At 32.2% G+C, this 20,048-nt stretch carries 17 protein-coding genes and 1 riboswitch; of the genes, 7 read left to right on the top strand and 10 right to left on the bottom strand.

Annotated elements, in window-relative coordinates:
* Window positions 1-14: 14 nt before the first annotated feature.
* A complete protein-coding gene (locus ACJBCC_RS02780; protein WP_407556330.1) occupies window positions 15-1,040 on the bottom strand; it encodes a T9SS type A sorting domain-containing protein in 1,026 nt (341 codons plus the stop codon).
* Between the two features lie 353 nt (window positions 1,041-1,393).
* Between ACJBCC_RS02780 and ACJBCC_RS02775 the strand changes: the two genes are divergently transcribed.
* Together ACJBCC_RS02775 and ACJBCC_RS02770 are read left to right on the top strand one after the other, a co-directional pair.
* On the top strand, window positions 1,394-2,314 hold the full coding sequence (locus ACJBCC_RS02775) for a T9SS type A sorting domain-containing protein (protein WP_299098499.1): 921 nt from the start codon (window positions 1,394-1,396) through the stop codon (window positions 2,312-2,314).
* A gap of 105 nt (window positions 2,315-2,419) precedes the next feature.
* A complete protein-coding gene (locus ACJBCC_RS02770; RefSeq protein WP_367179555.1) occupies window positions 2,420-3,259 on the top strand; it encodes a DMT family transporter in 840 nt (279 codons plus the stop codon).
* 2 nt (window positions 3,260-3,261) lie between these two features.
* Here ACJBCC_RS02770 and metF read toward each other — a convergent pair whose 3' ends face one another.
* The 4 genes from metF to ACJBCC_RS02750 all read right to left on the bottom strand — a co-directional run bounded on the left by metF (window position 3,262) and on the right by ACJBCC_RS02750 (window position 9,184).
* On the bottom strand, window positions 3,262-4,215 hold the full coding sequence (gene metF, locus ACJBCC_RS02765) for a methylenetetrahydrofolate reductase [NAD(P)H] (protein ID WP_299098501.1): 954 nt from the start codon (window positions 4,213-4,215) through the stop codon (window positions 3,262-3,264).
* A gap of 80 nt (window positions 4,216-4,295) precedes the next feature.
* Window positions 4,296-6,989 carry a methionine synthase gene (metH, locus tag ACJBCC_RS02760; RefSeq protein ID WP_407556329.1) on the bottom strand — a complete coding sequence of 898 codons (2,694 nt, stop codon included), beginning with the start codon at window positions 6,987-6,989 and terminating at the stop codon, window positions 4,296-4,298.
* A gap of 27 nt (window positions 6,990-7,016) precedes the next feature.
* The gene (locus ACJBCC_RS02755; protein WP_299098503.1) at window positions 7,017-8,018 is read right to left on the bottom strand and encodes a homocysteine S-methyltransferase family protein; all 1,002 of its coding nucleotides are present in this window, start codon (window positions 8,016-8,018) and stop codon (window positions 7,017-7,019) included.
* Window positions 8,018-9,184, bottom strand: coding sequence for a trans-sulfuration enzyme family protein (locus ACJBCC_RS02750; RefSeq protein ID WP_407556328.1), 1,167 nt, complete (start codon window positions 9,182-9,184; stop codon window positions 8,018-8,020). The genes ACJBCC_RS02755 and ACJBCC_RS02750 overlap by 1 nt, the downstream gene beginning before the upstream one ends.
* Window positions 9,185-9,287: 103 nt before the next feature.
* Window positions 9,288-9,411, bottom strand: a riboswitch (SAM riboswitch).
* A 134-nt stretch (window positions 9,412-9,545) separates the two neighbouring features.
* Between ACJBCC_RS02750 and ACJBCC_RS02745 the strand changes: the two genes are divergently transcribed.
* The 3 genes from ACJBCC_RS02745 to ACJBCC_RS02735 all read left to right on the top strand — a co-directional run bounded on the left by ACJBCC_RS02745 (window position 9,546) and on the right by ACJBCC_RS02735 (window position 12,298).
* Complete coding sequence (locus ACJBCC_RS02745; protein WP_299098505.1) at window positions 9,546-10,142, top strand: HupE/UreJ family protein; 597 nt, start codon at window positions 9,546-9,548, stop codon at window positions 10,140-10,142.
* Between the two features lie 94 nt (window positions 10,143-10,236).
* Window positions 10,237-10,680, top strand: a complete 444-nt coding sequence (locus ACJBCC_RS02740; protein WP_299098506.1) for a dCMP deaminase family protein — start codon at window positions 10,237-10,239, stop codon at window positions 10,678-10,680.
* Window positions 10,681-10,687: 7 nt separating this feature from the next.
* Window positions 10,688-12,298, top strand: a complete 1,611-nt coding sequence (locus tag ACJBCC_RS02735; protein WP_299098507.1) for a S41 family peptidase — start codon at window positions 10,688-10,690, stop codon at window positions 12,296-12,298.
* A gap of 3 nt (window positions 12,299-12,301) precedes the next feature.
* Here the strand turns inward: ACJBCC_RS02735 and ACJBCC_RS02730 are convergent, their stop codons facing one another.
* Window positions 12,302-12,904, bottom strand: coding sequence for an FAD-dependent oxidoreductase (locus tag ACJBCC_RS02730; RefSeq protein ID WP_299098508.1), 603 nt, complete (start codon window positions 12,902-12,904; stop codon window positions 12,302-12,304).
* A gap of 86 nt (window positions 12,905-12,990) precedes the next feature.
* On the opposite strand from ACJBCC_RS02730, the gene ACJBCC_RS02725 reads away from it, so the two are divergent.
* The gene (locus tag ACJBCC_RS02725; protein ID WP_299098509.1) at window positions 12,991-16,047 is read left to right on the top strand and encodes a CHAT domain-containing protein; all 3,057 of its coding nucleotides are present in this window, start codon (window positions 12,991-12,993) and stop codon (window positions 16,045-16,047) included.
* A 30-nt stretch (window positions 16,048-16,077) separates the two neighbouring features.
* Here ACJBCC_RS02725 and ACJBCC_RS02720 read toward each other — a convergent pair whose 3' ends face one another.
* The 3 genes from ACJBCC_RS02720 to ACJBCC_RS02710 all read right to left on the bottom strand — a co-directional run bounded on the left by ACJBCC_RS02720 (window position 16,078) and on the right by ACJBCC_RS02710 (window position 19,166).
* Complete coding sequence (locus ACJBCC_RS02720) at window positions 16,078-17,709, bottom strand: T9SS type A sorting domain-containing protein (protein ID WP_299098510.1); 1,632 nt, start codon at window positions 17,707-17,709, stop codon at window positions 16,078-16,080.
* A 207-nt stretch (window positions 17,710-17,916) separates the two neighbouring features.
* On the bottom strand, window positions 17,917-18,624 hold the full coding sequence (locus ACJBCC_RS02715) for a tol-pal system YbgF family protein (RefSeq protein WP_299098511.1): 708 nt from the start codon (window positions 18,622-18,624) through the stop codon (window positions 17,917-17,919).
* Between the two features lie 2 nt (window positions 18,625-18,626).
* Window positions 18,627-19,166, bottom strand: coding sequence for an RNA polymerase sigma factor (locus ACJBCC_RS02710; RefSeq protein WP_299098512.1), 540 nt, complete (start codon window positions 19,164-19,166; stop codon window positions 18,627-18,629).
* 147 nt (window positions 19,167-19,313) lie between these two features.
* On the opposite strand from ACJBCC_RS02710, the gene ACJBCC_RS02705 reads away from it, so the two are divergent.
* Entirely contained in the window at window positions 19,314-19,787 is a 474-nt protein-coding gene (locus ACJBCC_RS02705; RefSeq protein ID WP_299098513.1) for a DUF6252 family protein, read from the top strand.
* A gap of 51 nt (window positions 19,788-19,838) precedes the next feature.
* On the opposite strand, the gene ACJBCC_RS02700 is transcribed toward ACJBCC_RS02705, so the two are convergent.
* Window positions 19,839-20,045: a hypothetical protein gene (locus tag ACJBCC_RS02700; protein WP_407556327.1), complete on the bottom strand. Its 207-nt coding sequence runs from the start codon at window positions 20,043-20,045 to the stop codon at window positions 19,839-19,841.
* Window positions 20,046-20,048: the final 3 nt, after the last annotated feature.

Below are 20,048 nucleotides of genomic sequence, written 5' to 3'. Positions count from 1 at the left end.
ATTTTTAAAGACATTTATTCAACTATACACTTTAAAATTTTAGACCCATCGTTATTTCGAGATAGGCAAATGAAATATATTCCTGTTTCTAAACCAGACAGATCTATGACTTCATTTTTTAAACGATAGGTTAGTTCAATTTCTTTCCCTGTATTATCAAACATTTGGATAGTATCAAAGTAATTAATTTCTAATTTTTTTATTGTGACACTATTTTGAGATGGATTAGGCACTAATTGCAATTCAGTATTTTCCAATTCAACATTTGGGTTAGATAGGAGATCAATTTCTTCAATACTAAAATCATTAAAAAGTACATTTTCGTCTCTGAGATCATTACTATTATTTAGACTCCTATAGATGCCCCATTTTGGTCTTGCAAATGATGCACCATCTTGCCAAGTATCCATTGACGTATTATTATAACTTAATAGATTAGAATTATCTGAAATACGGACAACATCAATAGCATATCTTCCATTGTTGCCATAGGTTATTTGCTCCGTAACTTCTATCCAATGCCCTCTAAAATTATCTAATTCTACCGTTACTATAGTACTTTGGCTATTTGTTGTTGAATAACGAAGTTCTATTCTATCAGGATTAGCTTTACGAGCTGTAAGTGTAATAAGTGGAATAGATGCATATGCACCATCCACTGATTTAATTTGATGCAAGTGTGTAAAACTCGAAGAAGGCTGAAAATTAATATCTAATTTAAATTTCCATTTGTATTCTACCGTTTCACCTTCTATGGCTTTTAAATTATCAGGAGAAGAACTATACGTCTTAATTTCGGTTCGTTGTCGATCAAAGTTAATACATCTGTCATTATCTGGTGTTTTGTGTGCTATAAATCGAAATACGTTTGTATTTAATTCAGTGTCAAATATCTCATCAATATGTCTACCAAAATTAGTGTGTTCACAATCAGGAACTTCTACGGCATTATATCCAGGTGCGAAAACATTATTAATAATTTCATAGGTAGAGCCAGGTCCATCCGCACTCAATACAACTTGTGCTCTAACTAAATTCATGAAATTAAAAATTATCATAATCAGAATTATTCTTGAATTCATTACACTGTCTTTTAATGAGTAAACTAAATTATAATGTAGAGATATTTTTTTGATGTACATATTACACAGTGCTGAATTGAATCTATTTATTTGTTAATTATATGCGTAATAAATAAAACTCCCTATAAATAATTACTGCTCTATGTTAAAATAAATACATTTATTAAGAATTCTACAATCGAAAACGTTATCGCTTATGATTTTTTATTATATTTGGTTTACCAATTTGGTAAACCAATTGGGGTTAAGGTGACTAACAAGCCTTAATTTAATAGATTTCAAACTAAAACTAATAAATTAAAACAACAATTATGAAAACAAAACTACTTTTTACTTTATCCTTTTTAATTTGTGCTTTTGGCTTTGCTCAAGTACAGCCTACAGTCCACAATGCTGTGTTTGATAATATACCAAAGTCTTCTGGTTCAGATTGTGCATGTGCAGGATGGATCAATAAAGATATAGCAGACCAGGGTGAATCTTCTACCTTAAGTGGAAACGACGTAGTAAAACTAGATGACTTTGAGTCTGACGGAATTTATCAAGAAGTTGAAGTTGTAGCAGGAAGTGATTATACTTTAGATTTAGAGTACACTTATAAAATTGACCCAACTACAACACTTTATATTGAAGTGATTGTATTGAAAGGAAGCGCGTACATAGATGGTTACACACCAGCTTATGATCTGCCAGCAACTGCTGCACAAGATGGGTTTGGATATGAAACCGTAGCATCTGTTGAGAATACTGCAAATCAATTAGCGTATTCAACATCAGTACCTCCAGGAAATACGGATGCAAATGATATTGCACAAGTTACTTTTAATACAGGAACGGAAACAAGTATTGCTTTATTTGTAAGAGCCGTTGGTGTATATGATGCAGCTACTCATGGAGATTCTAGTAAAGATAAAGGTTGGATGAATGGAGATTCTGAAGTTAGAATGGACAACTTGCAATTAGTGAATACAACTGCACTTTCAACACAAGATTTCTTTTCTTCTAGCTTAAAGGTATATCCTAATCCTGCAACATCAAACTTAACAATTAAATCAGGAGATCAAACTCAAATTGATTCTGTTGAATTATATAATATTCTTGGTTCAAAAGTACTTTCGACTTCAAGTTTAGTAAATGATTCAATAAATGTTTCAGAGATGGCTTCTGGTGTATATTTATTAAAAGTTAACGCTGGTTCTAAATCAGTGACTAAACGAATTGTAATTGAGTAATTAGAATTTTTGATTTTTTAAAAAAGGTAACTTAATTAATTGAGTTACCTTTTTTTATTTAAATTGTTGTCTCTAAGAAATTAATCATAATCCTCAAAAATTTATATTCTGAAAAAAGCAATTCAATACATGGTAATAAGTGCACTCGCATTTACATTATTAAATGTATTTGTAAAATCACTGAAAGATTTTAGCGTATATCAAATTGTATTTTTTAGAGCGTTAGGCTCTTTGTTTTTTACAATTCCTTTCTTGCTGAAAAATAAGATTTCATTACTAGGAAATAAAAGAGGTTTAATGATTATGCGGAGCCTTGTTGGGCTCATTTCTATGACCTTGTTTTTTATGTCTATAAAATACATCGCAATGGGAACAGCAGTTTCCCTACGATATATAGCTCCAATTTTTGCGACTGTTTTTGCGTTATTTATTTTAAAAGAAAAGATTAAACCTATTCAGTGGCTCTTTTTTACAATCGCTTTTGCAGGTGTTTTAATTTTAAAAGGTTTTGATGATTCAGATATAGAAATTGTTGGTGTATTATTAGCGTTAACTTCAGCTTTATTTGCGGGATTTGTTTACATCTTTATTCGTAAAATAGGTAATGCAGATCATCCTGTGGTAATCGTGAATTATTTTATGATAATCTCTGCAGTAATTGGTGGCTTATTATCAATTAATAATTGGATAACGCCTGTAGGTAAAGAATGGCTTATTCTAATGAGTCTTGGCGTTTTTGGCTATTTTGCACAGTTGTACATGACCAAAGCTTTACAAGCTGGAGAAACAAACCAAGTAGCACCTTTAAAATATCTCGAAGTGATCTTCACAATAATTATAGGACTCATTTGGTTTAAAGAAGTGTACACCATCTGGAGTATTGTAGGCGTATTATTAATAGTTACAGGTTTAACCTTAAATGTTGTAACTAAGAAAAAAGCCTAATATTAAAATAATTCCGAAGCAATAGCCTTTACGTTATCACTTTTTCCCATAGAGTAATAATGAAGCACAGGTACACCAGCTTCTTGTAATTCTTTCGATTGTTGTATTGCCCATTCAACGCCAACTTGTCTCACGTCTAGATTGGTTTTACAATCGTCTACAGCATCAATTAAATCTTCTGGTAAATCAATTTTGAACACTTGTGGTAATAGTTGTAAATGGCGTTTTACAGCTAAAGGTTTTATACCTGGAATTATAGGAACATTAATCCCTTCGGCTTTTGCAGCTTTTACAAATTCGAAGTATTTTTTATTGTCAAAAAACATTTGGGTTACTACGTAATCTGCTCCTGCATCTACTTTTTCTTTAAGACGTTTTAAATCTGTTTTTAATGAAGGTGCTTCTAAATGTTTTTCTGGGTAACCAGCAACACCAATACAAAAATCAGACTTATCATCGGCTTCAAGAACATCGTGTAAATATTGACCTTTATTAAGATTTTGAATCTGACTAACCAAGCCTTTTGCAAATTGATGACCACCATCGCAAGCTTTAAAATATTGTTCATGTTTCATAGCATCGCCTCGTAAAGCCATTACATTATTTAAGCCTAAATAATGGCAATCTACCAACAAGTATTCTGTTTCTTCTTTTGTAAAGCCACCACAGAGTACATGTGGAACCGTATCTACATCGTACTTGTGTTTTATTGCTGCACAAATACCAACAGTTCCTGGACGCATACGCGTAATTTTACGATCTAAAAGCCCTTGTTTTTCAATATAAAGGTATTCTTCTCTCGAAGTTGTCACATCTATAAAAGGTGGATTGAATTCCATTAATGGATCAATGTTATTATAGAGTTGTTGTATGCTATTTCCTTTTCTAGGTGGAATTATTTCAAAAGAAAATAAGGTTTTTCCGTTAGCATTTTTTATGTGGTCTGTTACTTTCATGTTTACTTCCCACGAAAGTGGGAATCTTTTTAATTAATAATATATTTATCGGTAGATTCCTGTTTTCACAGGAATGACAGTTAATCCGCAATATTAGGACTCAACCATTTTGTTGCCTCTTCATTCGAGATCTCTCTGCGTTTACTATAATCTTCAATTTGGTCTTCTTTAATTTTTCCTAAACCAAAATATCGAGCTTCAGGATTACCAAAATAGTAACCACTAACACTTGCCGCTGGCCACATGGCTAAACTCTCTGTAAGTTTTACGCCAATGTTTTCTTCAACTTTTAGAATATCCCAAATGGTTTTCTTTTCTAAATGGTCTGGACAAGCAGGATAACCTGGTGCTGGGCGAATACCTTTATAGCTTTCTTTAATTAATTCATCGTTAGAAAGGTTTTCGTTGTTGGCATAATTCCAATGTTTTATTCTTACTTCCTTGTGTAAATATTCGGCAAAGGCTTCGGCTAATCTATCCGCTAAAGCTTTTATCATAATGGAATTATAATCATCGTGTTCTGCTTCAAATTGTGCTGCTAATTCTGCGGTTCCAAAACCTGTAGAGACACAAAAACAGCCCATATAATCTTGTTTGTTGGTTGTTTTTGGTGCAATAAAATCAGCTAGAGCAATATTGGGTTTGCCTTCTGATTTTTTGGATTGTTGACGAAGGGTTAAGAATTTATAGGTTTGTTCTTTGTTCTCGACTGCGCTCGAACTGACAGATGAAATCTCAATATCATCATCATTTACAGTATTGGCTTCAAAAAGCCCAAAAATTGCTTTGGCTTTAAGCAGTTTTTCATCAAAAATACGTTTCAATAACACTTGTGCATCTGCGAATAATTCTGTGGCTTGTTCCCCAACGATATCATCTGTTAGAATGGCTGGATATTTACCATGTAAATCCCAACTTCTAAAAAGTGGTGACCAATCAATAAACTCTTCAAGTTTATTAATATCGAAATCTTCTATAATTTGAATCCCTAATTGTTCAGGTTTTACAATTTCAGAAGTATTCCAATCAATTTTGAATTTGTTTTTACGAGCATCAGCAATCGTTAAATAATCCTTTTTCTTGGTACGTTTTAAGAATTGCTCTCGGAAGGCATCATACTCTTCTCTAATTTGATTTTTATAGATTTTACTGTCTTCCTTAAGTAAATCTCCAACAACGGTTACCGCTCTTGATGCATCATTAATATGAACCACAGTATTGTTGTAATGTGGTGCGATTTTCACAGCGGAATGTGCTCTAGAGGTTGTTGCGCCACCAATAATTAATGGGATTTTTACATTCTGTTTCTCTAGTGATTTAGACACATAAACCATTTCATCAAGCGAAGGTGTAATTAAACCACTCAACCCAATGATATCCACGTTTTCTTTTATAGCTGTTTCAATAATTTTTTCTGGTGGCACCATCACGCCAAGATCAATAATTTCATAATTATTACAACCTAAAACTACGCTCACGATATTCTTTCCAATATCATGCACATCGCCTTTTACGGTTGCCATTAGTATTTTACCTGCGAATTCTTGTTTACCATCTTTTTCAGCTTCAATAAAAGGTTGCAAATAAGCCACGGCTTTTTTCATTACTCTTGCCGATTTTACCACTTGCGGTAAGAACATTTTACCACTTCCAAATAAATCGCCAACCACATTCATACCAATCATTAAATGCCCTTCGATGACTTCAATAGGTTTCTTTGAAGCTAAACGTGCTTCTTCTACATCTTCCAAAATAAAAGCATCAATTCCTTTTACTAAAGCGTGTGTAATTCTATCTTGTAAAGGGTCGCTTCTCCATTCTTGTACTTTATGGTCTTGCTCTTTTTTCTGACCTTTTACAGATTCGGCAAAATCTAATAAACGCTCAGTAGCATCATCGCGTCTATCAAAGAGAACATCTTCTACGCGTTCTAATAAATCTTTATCAATTTCATCATAAACTTCAAGCATCGTTGGGTTTACAATCCCTAAGTTCATGCCGTTTTTAATTGCGTGATATAAAAATGCGGAATGCATCGCTTCGCGTACCACATTATTTCCTCTGAATGAAAAAGATACATTACTCACACCTCCAGAAACGTTGGCATGTGGTAAGTTTTCACGAATCCATTTGGTAGCTTCAAAAAAGTCGAGCGCATTTCTGCGATGCTCGTCCATACCTGTAGCAACCGGAAAAATATTTGGGTCAAAAATGATGTCCTGAGCAGGAAATTTTAGTTCGTTGACTAAAATGTGATACGAACGTTTACAAATTTCAATACGTCTCTGGTAATTATCAGCTTGGCCATCTTCATCAAAAGCCATAACCACAACAGCAGCGCCATAACGTTTTATCAGTTTAGCGTGATGCTTAAATAGCGTTTCGCCTTCTTTTAAACTGATAGAATTAACGACACATTTACCTTGCGCCACTTGCAAGCCAGCTTCTATAATTTCCCATTTAGAACTGTCAATCATCAACGGAATTCGAGAAATATCGGGTTCTGATGCAATGAGATTTAAAAAGGTTGTCATGGCATAAACACCATCTAACATCCCTTCATCCATGTTTACATCTAGAATTTGTGCGCCTCCATCTACTTGGTCTCGTGCAACTTCTAAGGCTTCGTCGTATTTTTCTTCTTTTATTAGTCGAAGAAATTTACGCGAACCAGTGACGTTGGTACGTTCACCTACATTAATGAAGTTTGATTCTGGCGTCACAACCAGAGGTTCAAGACCAGAAAGTGTTAGGTATTTTTTATTTTGAGTCATGTGAGTCTTTTCAAAGTGGATTCCTGCTTATGCAGGAATGACAAGTTTTCTCGGTTTATATTTCTGAGCTACATCAGCAATCGCTTTTATATGCTCAGGACTAGTGCCACAGCAGCCGCCAATGATATTGATAAGATTATCTTTTAAGTAGTCTTCAATATAGCTTTGCATTTGTTCTGGTGTTTCATCATATTCTCCAAAAGCGTTTGGTAAACCTGCGTTGGGATGTGCTGAAGTGAAAAACTCAGTTTCGTCTGATAAGCGTTGTAAATATGGCTTTAATTGTTGCGCGCCAAGTGCACAATTAAAGCCCACACTTAATAGCGGAATATGAGATACTGAGGTTAAAAATGCCTCAACGGTTTGCCCAGATAAGGTTCTACCAGAAGCATCAGTAATCGTCCCAGAAACCATAATTGGAATATCAATATGACGTTCCTCTTTGACTTCTTCAATCGCAAATAAAGCAGCTTTAGCATTAAGCGTATCAAAAATAGTTTCAACCAAAAGCATATCAACACCGCCATCAATTAGAGCTTCTACTTGTTGTTTGTAAGCAACGCGTAATTCGTTAAAGGTTATAGCTCTATATTCTGGTCGGTTAACGTCTGGTGATAAACTTGCTGTTCGGTTTGTTGGTCCAATACTTCCAGCTACAAAACGTGGTTTTTCAGGATTCTCTTTTGTGAATTTATCAGCAACTTCTCTCGCGATTTTAGCAGATTCAAAATTCAACTCATACACTAAATCTTCCATGTCGTAATCAGCCATGGCAATGGTAGTCCCAGAGAAGGTATTGGTTTCAACGATATCAGCTCCAGCTTCAAAATATTTAGCATGAATTGTTGCTATAGCTTCGGGTTGCGTTATGGATAATAAATCATTGTTCCCTTGCAAAGGCGATGGGTAATCTTTAAAGCGTTCGCCTCTAAAATCTACTTCAGAGAAGCTATATTGCTGAAGCATTGTTCCCATGGCACCATCGAGAACTAAGATTCGCTTTTGTAATTCGTCTTTAATATTTGCCATTAGTTTAATGCTTGTTTTAAATCGTTAATAATGTCTTCAGGATGTTCTAAGCCAACTGAAATTCTAATTAAGCCAGCTGTGATTCCTGTTTCTAAACGGATATCTTCTGGTATTTTAGCATGTGTTGTTGATGCAGGATGTGTCACTATAGTTCTTGTATCTCCTAAATTTGCAGAAAGCGATAATAGCTTAATAGAATTTAGAAATTGTCTTCCGGCTTCAATGCCGCCTTTAATTTCAAAGGCCACTATGCTTCCACCTAATTTCATTTGTTTTTTTGCCAATTCATATTGTGGATGTGATTTTAGAAATGGATATTTTACCAGTTTCACGTTATCATGACTTTCTAAAAACGTTGCCACTTTAAGAGCATTATCACAATGTCTATCGACTCTAACAGGTAAGGTTTCTAAACTTTTAGATAACAGCCATGAATTAAAAGGTGATAATGCTGGTCCGCTGATTCTAGCGAATAAATATATTTTTTGAATTAATTCTGCACTTCCAACGGTTACTCCTCCTAAAACTCTGCCTTGTCCATCCATTAATTTTGTAGCAGAATGGATTACCAAATCTGCACCGAACTTTATAGGTTGTTGCAAATAAGGCGTTGCAAAACAATTATCAATAATAAATAAAAGGTTGTGTTTTTTTGCAATGTTGCCTAAACGTTCTAAATCTAAAATATCTACTGCAGGATTTGTAGGACTCTCAGCATAAATGACTCTGGTATTCGGTTGAATTAGGCTTTCGATATCATCTAATTCATCAATTTTAAAATAGCTAGTTGAAATCTTCCACTTTGGTAAAATGTTATTGAATAAGGTTTGTGTAGAACCAAATATGCTTCGAGATGAAATAATATGATCATCGGAATCTAACAAAGCTCCAAAAGTAGAAAACACTGCAGACATACCAGAAGCAAATGCATAACCACGTTCTGCGCCTTCCATTTTACAAACTTTTTCTACAAATTCTGAAGAGTTTGGGTTAGAGTAACGACTGTATATGTTGCGTTCTTTTTCGTCTGCAAATGATGCGCGCATATCTTCAGCATCTTCAAAAACGTAGCTCGATGTTAAATACAATGGGCTAGAATGTTCTAAATATTGTGAACGCTCAATTTGGGTTCTTATGGCTTCTGTTTCTATGTGTTTTGAACTCATTTTATTTTTTACTAAATAATTCAAAATCAAATCGTCTTTATGAAGACGTGTAAATAAAAAAATGTTATAAGAAATTAAATTACCATGATGAGGTAATTAGGCTTGGTTATCTATCCAATTAAACGATAAATGAATCGTTAATTACGTAGAATTTAGCACCTTCTTAATAAGTTTAAGGGTTGCTAAGGCTTCAATGGGTCTAATCCCTCTGCCTTTCTGGATAACATCTCAATAAGTTATTTGAACTTTGTGAAGTACAATATTCCGAAAGAAAACGACAAAAAGCAAATTATATTCACTTTATTTAACAAAATCATATTATGTTTTAATTGTAACTTTGAGGAATCCCAAAGAATTAATTATGTTAGATAATTTTTGGTTTAATGTTCAATATGGCATGAACCATGTTTTAGATATCAATGGTTACGACCATGTACTTTTTTTAATGGTATTAGCAGTACCTTACCTTTTTAAAGATTGGAAGCGTGTACTTTTACTTGTTTCAATGTTTACTTTAGGTCATACACTATCTTTAGTTTTAGCGGCTTATGGTATTGTAGGTGTTAACGGAAAATTAGTTGAATTTTTAATACCTGTAACCATATTGGCTGCTGCGATTTATAACATTTTTACTTCAGGAAAGAAATCAAAATCCACCAAAGCAGGCTTATTATTTTTTACAACATTATTCTTTGGTATTATACATGGATTGGGCTTTGCAAGAGAGTTTAAAATGTTTTCTGGCAAAAGTGAAAATAGATTAGAACTCCTCGTTGAGTTTGCACTTGGTATTGAATTAGCCCAAGTTATTATAGTGTTTATTGTCTTATTTATAGGTTTTTTATGCCAAACCATCTTTAGAGTCTCTAAACGCGATTGGGTTTTGGTGCTTTCTTCAGTAGTGGCAGGTTTAGTGATTCCTATGATAATTGGTAGCGAATTATTCAGTAATACTTAAAGTTTGGTTAAAATTTAAGGAGAGTAAATTGGTTATAAAATACTAAGCGTTTATATTCGTTCCTTACAAGTGTACTTTTTTAAGAATATTTTTAATGCCAGACACTAAACAATTACGTTACGATAAAGCTTATTTACGCATTGCTAAAGAATGGGGAAAATTATCTCATTGTAAACGCAAACAAGTTGGCGCGCTTATTGTAAAAGATAGAATGATAATTTCTGATGGTTACAATGGTACACCAACAGGTTTTGAAAATTATTGCGAAGACGACGAAGGATACACAAAATGGTATGTATTACATGCTGAAGCTAACGCTATTCTTAAAGTAGCTTCGTCCACACAATCTTGTCAAGGAGCTACGTTATACATTACATTATCGCCTTGTAAAGAATGTAGTAAATTAATTCATCAAGCAGGTATTGTAAGAGTAGTTTACCATCAAGGTTATAAGGATGATTCTGGGATTAAGTTTCTTGAAAAAGCGGGCATTGAATTAGAATTTATTGAAGATTTAAAAGAAGATTCCCAATCATAGGGGAAATATGGCTACAAAAAACAAATACATACCACTAATTATTGGTGTTGCTATTGCAGCTGGTGTTATTATTGGTGGAAGATTAAATTTTACAGATACTTCAGATAATCTTTTTTCAACAAATAGCAAAAAAGATAAACTCAACAGATTAATTGATTATATAGATTACGAATACGTAGAAGAGGTAAATACAGATAGTATTGTTGATGTTACAGTGAATGGCATATTGAACAATTTAGATCCACATTCATCATACATACCTAAAGAAGATTTAGAACGAATTACCGAAAATATGAAAGGTAATTTTGTAGGTATAGGAATTAATTTTTATCCGTATAAAGATACCATTGCCGTCATAAAACCTACGGAAGGAGGTCCGAGTGAACGCGCTGGTATTATGAGTGGCGATCGTATTCTGTACGCTAATGGAGACACTATTTATGGTGAAAAATTTGATTACGATTTAATTGGTGAAAAGCTAAGAGGCAAAAAAAACACCTATGTGAACTTAACGGTTTATAGAAAGGGCGAAGACGATTTGCTTGAGTTTGAAATAAAACGAAAAGAAATACCAATTAAAAGTATAGATGCAGCTTATATGCTTACTGACGACTTAGGGTATATTAAAATGAATCGTTTTGCAGAAACTACATTTACAGAATTTAAAGATGCCTTAGAAGAACTTAAAGATTTAGGTGCAACTAAATTAACTTTAGACCTTAGAGATAATCCTGGTGGTTTTTTAGGAATTGCAGAGCAAATTGCAGACGAATTTTTAGAAGATGATAAATTGATATTGTTTACTAGAGATAAAAAGGGAAGAGAGGAACGTACGTATGCTACAAGGCGAGGCGATTTTGAAGACGGTGAAATCTTTATTCTTATTAATGAGAATTCGGCATCTGCGAGTGAGGTAATTGCAGGCGCACTTCAAGATAACGATAAGGGAACAATAGTGGGAAGACGTTCTTATGGAAAAGGATTAGTACAGCGCGAAATGTCTTTAGGTGATGGAAGTGCAGTTAGATTAACGGTTTCTAGATATTATACACCAACTGGTCGCTCTATACAAAGACCTTATGTAAACGGTGGAAATGAAGATTATTATAACGAATATTACAAGCGTTTAAGAACAGGTGAATTAGCAGAAGAAGAAAGTATTGAGGTTGACGATTCGTTGAAATTTACAACACCTAAAGGAAAAGTAGTTTATGGAGGAGGAGGCATCATACCAGACGTATTTGTACCTGTAGACCGTTTATTTGATAATGAAACCATTAATTACCTGAGAAGACGAGGACATTTTGGTTATTTTGTATTTGAAGAACTAGATAAGGCTAGAGCTTTATATGAAGATGTTTCTAAATATGACTTTATTAATAATTTTGAAGTGAGTGACGATATTGTTGTAAGATTTGAGGAGTATGTCAACGAAAGAGAACGAACAAATATCACTTTTGTAGCTTATAACGACGAAATAAGACGCATAATAAAGGCGACATTAGCACGACAATTATTTGATGATAATGCTTTTGAAGAAATAATTAATAAGGAAGATATTATGGTACAAGAAGTTATTTTACTTAGTACAGAATATCCAGATAGCACACAAGATTAAATCCTATATTTTATCGTGCACTTTAGTATGCTTACCGTTATTCCATAGTGTTAATATATCAGTAGCAACATGCGCTCCACTTCCGCTAGCTATAGCAAATTGACTACGCCAACCTGCTAACGTACCAGCAACATATAAGTTTTTATCAATACGATGGTCTGTGTTTTTTAACCAGATTCTATCTTTTTCTAATACAGCTCTAGGATGTGGTTCTATATAAGGTTTTAAACCATCAATATGCATTAAGCTGGTATATCCTACAGCAACAACTACAATGGTAGAAGTGTAACTATTTCTATTAGTTTCAATAATAAAGTGCTCATCTTGCTTAGTTACCGACAGTACTTTTTCTTTATGAATTTGGTTGACGTGAGGATATAATTTAGTCAATTGCTCTAAACCATCATTTAGAATATCTGCACCTAAAGTTCCTGGTTTTAATCCAAGAACATTATTAAATAATGCATTTTGCAAGTGCGATGTTTTTTGATGGGTTATAATTGCAATGTGTTTGTTTTCTGCAAAAGGTTTGTTTTTTGCAGAGCCTAATACTAATGCACAAGATAAACCTGCTGCACCAGCGCCAATAATTAGTGTGTTGAACATAGAAATAGATTATAAAATTAATTTTTAGTTATATGAAACATAACTTATTTTTATTCTTAATTCATTATACCTAACAAATAGAGATTATGAAATTTATAAAGAACTTATTCTCATTTATATTTTGTTTAGTCATTTTAATGACTTTTTACAGTCATAAAAGTACAGAGAAACGTGAAAAGTTTTTTAAAACTAACATAGCCGTAAATTTAACTTATAAACAAGGAAATAGGAAGGATAGTACAAATCTCGTGTTTACTAAAAAATTGTATAATGAATATCTTATTAAAAGAAGATCAAATTTGCCCATAGATTCAATTATGACATTGGCTGAAAAAATACTTATAAGTTATGAGAACGTGGAGCAGAAAGATATCACCTATGCTTTCAAACTTTATAAAGATATTTGGGGATTTTACGAAGATATTGGTGATCATGCCAATGCTATAAAATGCATGGAAGATTTTATAACTTTTTGTAATACAGAAAATGACTTAGATATAGAATTGATACTAGAGACCTATAGTGTACTGATTAATCAATTATTATACACTGGTCAATGCGATAAAGCTATCGAAAGTGTTTTTATTCCAGCTTTTAATATTATTGATAACAGCCTTGAGGAAGATTCTTCTAAAGAGAAAAAGGAATCTCTATTACTTTCTAAAATAAATATGCAAACACCATACTTATTATGTGCGCGCCATTTGGGAGATGGAGATATGCAGAGAAGAATATTAAGATATTCCGAAAAACTTGTCAAAGAAAAGCATGATGATATTCTAAATTACAATCTCTATAAAGCAGATTTGTTAGGTATGATGACAAGTACATACATCAGAATGGGAGACTTACCAAAGGCGCATATTTTCCTAGACCTTTATGAGAAGTATATGGTACCAGTAGATATTATTGATGATATTCTTGTAAGTTTTAGAAAATTATATTTGTTTTCTAAATCAAAAGAAAAAGATAAATTTTATAAAGAGCTAGATGAGCTAAAAAGATTATATGCTATAGCTCTAAAGCAGTTTCCTCCAAATACAGAAGAGTACTTTTTGGCTATAGGTAATATGGCAAATGCGCTTCAAATTCAAGGATATTTACACGAGAATATTAATCCAAAAGATCCTGAAATTCCACAAATATTTCATAGCGCAATAGATTTAATTAGTCATTTAGACTATGATGCGCATATAAATCCATTGAATGCTTACGATGGCTTAATCACATTCTATAATCGCAAAAAACAGAGTGATAGTGCTTATTACTATTTAAAGAAATTTAAGACGATAGCTATAGAATTAAATTCGCTTCATAATATTAGGAGTGCTGAAATTTATACGATTGAAAATTATCTTTTAGATAAAGATTTCAAAAAAGTAGATAGCCTACTAAAAGTTTATTTAAGTCAACTAAAAATTAATAATCTCGACAAAGCGCTGTCTAACAATGATGATATTAAAAATATTATAGCAGACTCAAATACTATTCAACGTTTAATGAAATTGGCAGATATTTTTAACACTTATTCTCAATCTAATTTAGACTATTTAAAACCTAAGAGTAATCAACTTTATATTTTAGCAGCAATTTTATTAAATAAACTAAAGTTAAATCAAGGTTTCAATCCTAATGAGATTAAATTACTTAAAGAAATAAATGAAGGTATTTTAGCCACTCGAGTAAGATCCTTAGAGAATGATAACGTTATTATCAGAATTTTAGAGGGAAATCAATCTCTTGAAATGCTACAGAAAAATGAAAATAAGGATATAGTTATGAATCGAGATAGTGATTTAAAACTATTGATTGATCAACGTGAAAAGGCAACTAGAAAACTCTTTAAAATTACAAAGCAATATCAAAATAAAGTAAACAATACTAGTATAACTGAAAATGAAACGTATTTAAAATTTGTTAATTATAGAGATAGTGTTAATTCAATAATCAGAGAAAAATATCCAAAATATGTTTTTTACACCTCACCGAGTTTTGATTTAGAGACTTATCGTTCTTCTTTGGTTAGCGCTTCAGCAGTTTTAAGATTTTATGTAACAGAGACCAAAATTTATGCATATTTAATAACTAATGAAGAACTTAAATTTTATAAACTTGGAGAACGAGAAACGTTGAATAATCTTATTGATAACTTTACAAAATCAATAATATCAAAAGATGAGATATTTAATGAAATTAATGCTATTAAGACTTATTTAAAGCCAGTCTTTGATGATTCTGAGCCGTATTCTATAATAAAAATTATACCTCATGAAGAGCTTAACTTTTTGCCATTTGAAACTCTATTAGGCTCCGACTTTTTAAACAGTGAGAAAGCCATAAGTTATAATTCATCTTTAGCTTTAGATACAAAGCGAAATAAAAAAGCAGATAAGATCTCTATTGTTGCTTACGCACCAAAATACTCTAGTAAAAATAGTAGTAATTCTAAAGTAATAGCTAATGTAGAGCGTTCTGGTAGTTATGAGCTACCAAATGCTTATGAAGAAGCTTATTTTATTACACAATTATTTGATGGTCGTTTATTTAGTGGTAAAGATGCAAATAAAGGGAATTTTATTGCGCATGTTGATGACTACACATTGGTGCATTTAGCGATGCATGCTACCGTTGCTAATCCAGAATCTAATGAGGAGGCAATGCTATTATTCTCAGGAAGCGAAGAGACAGATTATATGAGTATTAAAGATATTTATAACCTACAATTGTCGTCTAACCTTACTACACTGAGCGCCTGTAGCACTGCTTATGGAGACATAGATCCAGTTGAAGGGGTTTTAAGCCTCTCTAGAGCTTTTCAATATGCAGGCAGTGATGCTACCTTAACAAGTTTATGGCGAGTTCCTGATAAAGAAACCTCTTTAATAATGAAGGAGTTTTATAAGAATTTAAAACAAGGACAACAAAAGAATGTAGCCCTTAAAAATGCTAAACTACATTACTTAAACAATACTGAAGACCCCAATTTAAAGCACCCTTATTATTGGGCAGGTTTTATATTAACAGGTGATACTTCGGCAATTATTGAACCAACCAATTTATCGTGGACTTATGGCATTATTTGTTCTGCTATACTATTAATAATCATTCTTATTATAAAAAGGCGATTAAAACCGAAATCTTAATCGCCAAGTCTAAAACTTTAAAGTTGTGAATTACTGCTTTAAAAATTTTAAAGTGCTATGTTTCCCATCCTTAAGTTTTACAGACAGTAAATAAGTGCCAGATGATAAATCGTGTATAGAAATATATCCAAAATTTGAATTTATAGTTTTGATTTCTCTACCATCCATAGAAAAGATAACTACTTCATTAATATTGTCTTTATTAGAAATAGCAATAGAGTTTGAACTTGGGTTGGGATATACTTTTAATTTATTTGAAATATTTTCTTGCTCTAAAACCGATAGCAGGTTGGTATCTACACTCCATAAATTTAGACCTTGATTTGAAAAATTACCTTCTGGAGTAACGTCTGCTTTAAAAAGGAGTTTGTCATTAATATTGAAAAATGATTCTGGATAGCTACCTGTTGAGGTTTGATTTATAGTTGTGTGTAAAACTGTTCCTGTTGTCGTTCCATCAGATGTCCATAATTCTCTATGTAAATCTGGATCTGTATTTCCGTCGTCGTCATAATATACTGCTTGAAAATAAAGTTGATCACCTCCGTTTCCCAGGTCATTTTCAGATAAGTTAGATAGTAATCCATCTTCTATTCCTGGAACGATATCTCTTGTTAAGTGTGTACCGCTAACAGTTCCGTCAGTACGCCAGAGTTCATAACCATGTGTATCATCTTGAGCAGCAAAAAATAAGATGTCGTTTGTGCCTTTAAATACATCAGCATAATTAAGATTGCTAACTAAAATTGTGCTTCCAGCTGTAGTTCCATCTGTTTTCCAAAGATCTACTTTGTTAAATGAAGCATCGTAAGCTGTAAAATACATATGATCTTTATAAATATGAAAAGGCGTTTCAGAATTATCATGGCCTCTAAGGTTGAGGAAGATTATAGTACCTTCTTCTGTTCCGTCGGTTTCCCAAATATCATTTCCTAATTGAAAATAAGCTTTACCATTGAAGCTTGTTAACCCGTTTATAGAGGCATTACCGTTAGGATTGATGTCTTTAACTAAATTAGTGCCAGTAGTTGTGCCATCTGTTACCCAAATTTCCTTGCCATTACTGCCATCGTTGGCTATAAACACTACTTTGTTATTAGCTATTTTAGAGAAGTAAATTGGAGCGCTAGAATTTGAGCCTGGATTAATATCCTTAACCATAGTATGGTTGTTCGGTGTTCCATCGCTAATATATAATTCGTAGCCTGTTGCTTGTGAGCCATGACTAAAAATAAAATTAGTATTTAGTACAGCCATTGTTCTATTCTCTATAGCTAAATATGGAGATTCATTTGTTGCTTCTAAGAATGTGACGCTTGTAGTTCCGTCTGTTTTTAAGATTTTAGAAATACCGAGTTCATTTATTAAATAATAGAGTTCATTGTTAAACACAAACATTGCTTGAGCACTGTAAATGTCATCTTCATTATCAATGAAATCTATGGTCTCAGTTGCTGTGCCATTTGTTTTCCAAAGTGTTGTACGCATTAAGTATGTTGAGGTGGCTGCAGTAAAATAATGATATCCGTTAAATTCTATTCCAGGACTTACTGTGCGGTTAGTTTCACTTGTGGTACTTACAGTCTTGAAAAAACTAGCTTGTGCATTTATGGATATAATGAAAAGTACATTTGAAAATATTAGGATGTATAAGTGTTTCATAATAAATTGATTTTAAAAAAAAATAGGAGGTTTTAATCTTTATTGAATGCTCAAAGCAGTTGCGATGTAATTACATACTTTGAAGAGTCAGTTTTTACACTTTTGAAAAATTGAGGTTTAGAATAAGTAGTGGTTTTTTCATATAATGTAGCATTAATAAGTTGTTGGTTTCTTATTAATGACAATGATGATAAAAAGTAAACTTATTTATTTTATTTTTTTAAGAATATCTTTGGCAGCCTTGTGTTTAAACGAGTTTTCTGCGCTTATAATTTGTAGTAAAATTTTAGCCTCTGTTGTATTATTCGTTTTTAAATAAGCTAAGGCCAAATACCAATTAGTATGCATTTTCAATTTATCTGTAACACCTTCTCGTTTTTTAAGAAGAGTAATTGCACTGTCGGTTTTGCCTAATTGTAATTGACAAATGGCATGATAAAATAAATAATAAGGCGTGTTGGTAGATTTATACAATGCCTCAAATTTTTGAGAGGCTAGATTATAGTTTTTAGCATCGTAATAGTTAAAAGCCTCAATTTTGGCATTTTTAGTTTGGTTGCCTCGAGATGCTGGCGAAATGATATTTGGGTAAGGCTCAAAATAATTAGCAAATAGTTGCTCATTAGTAACGCGGTTTGATGGTTGTAGCAAGCTAAAAATGCCTAATGCAATAATTAATGATGCTGCAATTGCAATAGCATAAAATTTAAACTGTTTTTTAGGTGATTCTAATAGTTCTAGCTTTTGTTTAAGCTCGTCTTTTTTTACAGAAATAATAGCGGTTTTCGTCTGTTCTTCAAATTCAACTTGCTTTTTAAATTCATTATCATTTGTCATTAATTCAATAAACAAGGCTTTTTGTTTGGTATTGAGAGTACCATCGAAATAGTGTGCTATAAATTCTTCTCTTTTCATATCTATGCATTTACGAGTTGTTTTAGTGTTCTTAAACATCTCGACTTTAAGCTTTTTACGACATCTGTGTTGTCGTAGTTTTCAATTTCTTTAATATCATTTAATGTTTTTCCTTTGAAATAAAAAAGTTCTAAAATACGTTGACACTTCTTTCCTAATTTTTTGAAATTAGCTTTTATTAGCTGTTCTCTTTCTGATAATAGTTCATTTTCTAAAGTTAAATCATCAAGTGTAATCTCCTCATTAATTGGAGTATCTATAATTTTTAATTTAGAGTTAGCTCTCAGGTATTCATATATTTTAAACTTCCCTATGCTAAATAAGTAGGTTTTTATACTACTTGTAAATTCTGATATTTTTCCATTCAATAGATTTTCATAAAGTGTTAAAAAACTCTCTTGATAAATATCTATTATTTCATTTTCTTTTAATGAGAACTTTCTACCAAAGGCAATGAAATCATCTTTATAATTTTTATAAAGCAGTTCAAAGCTATTATTCTTATCCTTCAAAAGATCTTTTAGTGTAGGTTCTTTTTCCATTAATGTTACATAAGCTAAAAAGTAAACTCAAAGTTAGAGAAAAAGAATTGCAATGAAATTAAATTTGGATATCTAATATTATGATGTTTACATTTTTAGAAAACTTTCATTAATAAATAAATTAGTTAAATTAAATTCTATTTTAAAATGAAAGTATTAAAATCAATTTTATGCATGGTATTAGCAATTGTCATAGCGTCTTGTGGAGATAATGATAATTCGTCTCCAAATTCTGTTAATGATAATTCTTTTTATTCAAAAATTAATGGCTCAGATTACAATCCTGAATTTGTAAACGGTTTTATTACAGTTCAAGGCTCCACAATTTCTATCTCTGGTAGTGAGGCTAACGGTAATAATGTTGTTATTAATTTTCCTATTAGTGCAAATGCAGGCGATTCATACACTGTAGAGGGTTTACAATTGGTAGCAAGCTATGATGATAGTAATGGTGATGGTTTTATATCATCAGAGGGTAGTTTAACCATTACGGCACATAATGTAGAAGCCAGAAAAGTTTCTGGTACATTTAATTTTGTAGGAGAGGCTCTTTTAGCTGGTGGTACTACATATACTTTTACCGAAGGTTCTTTTGATGTCACTTATACATCGTTAAACTAGTATAAGAACACCAGTTTTACAAGCCTAAATACTAAGTTTTAAATTAGTTATTTAGGCTCTGTTTTTTTTTGAAAGTTTCTCTATTTTTTTAGATATCCTTAAAATTTGTAACAGTATAATTGCACAAAGTGCTGTAATAATTGTGATTAATGCCGTTTGACTTTCTCCAGTTAATAGAGCATCAAAATTTAATTTAGTTGTATTAAAAATGATAAGTGCTACTGCAATTACAGTTAGTATAATTGTGAAAATTTTCATGAT

The organism is Winogradskyella sp. 4-2091 (genome assembly GCF_045765065.1).
In the GTDB taxonomy this organism is placed as follows: Bacteria; Bacteroidota; Bacteroidia; order Flavobacteriales; family Flavobacteriaceae; genus Winogradskyella.
The sequence above is the reverse complement of the archived record's forward strand: the minus strand, read 5'-3'. Positions and strand labels throughout refer to the sequence as shown.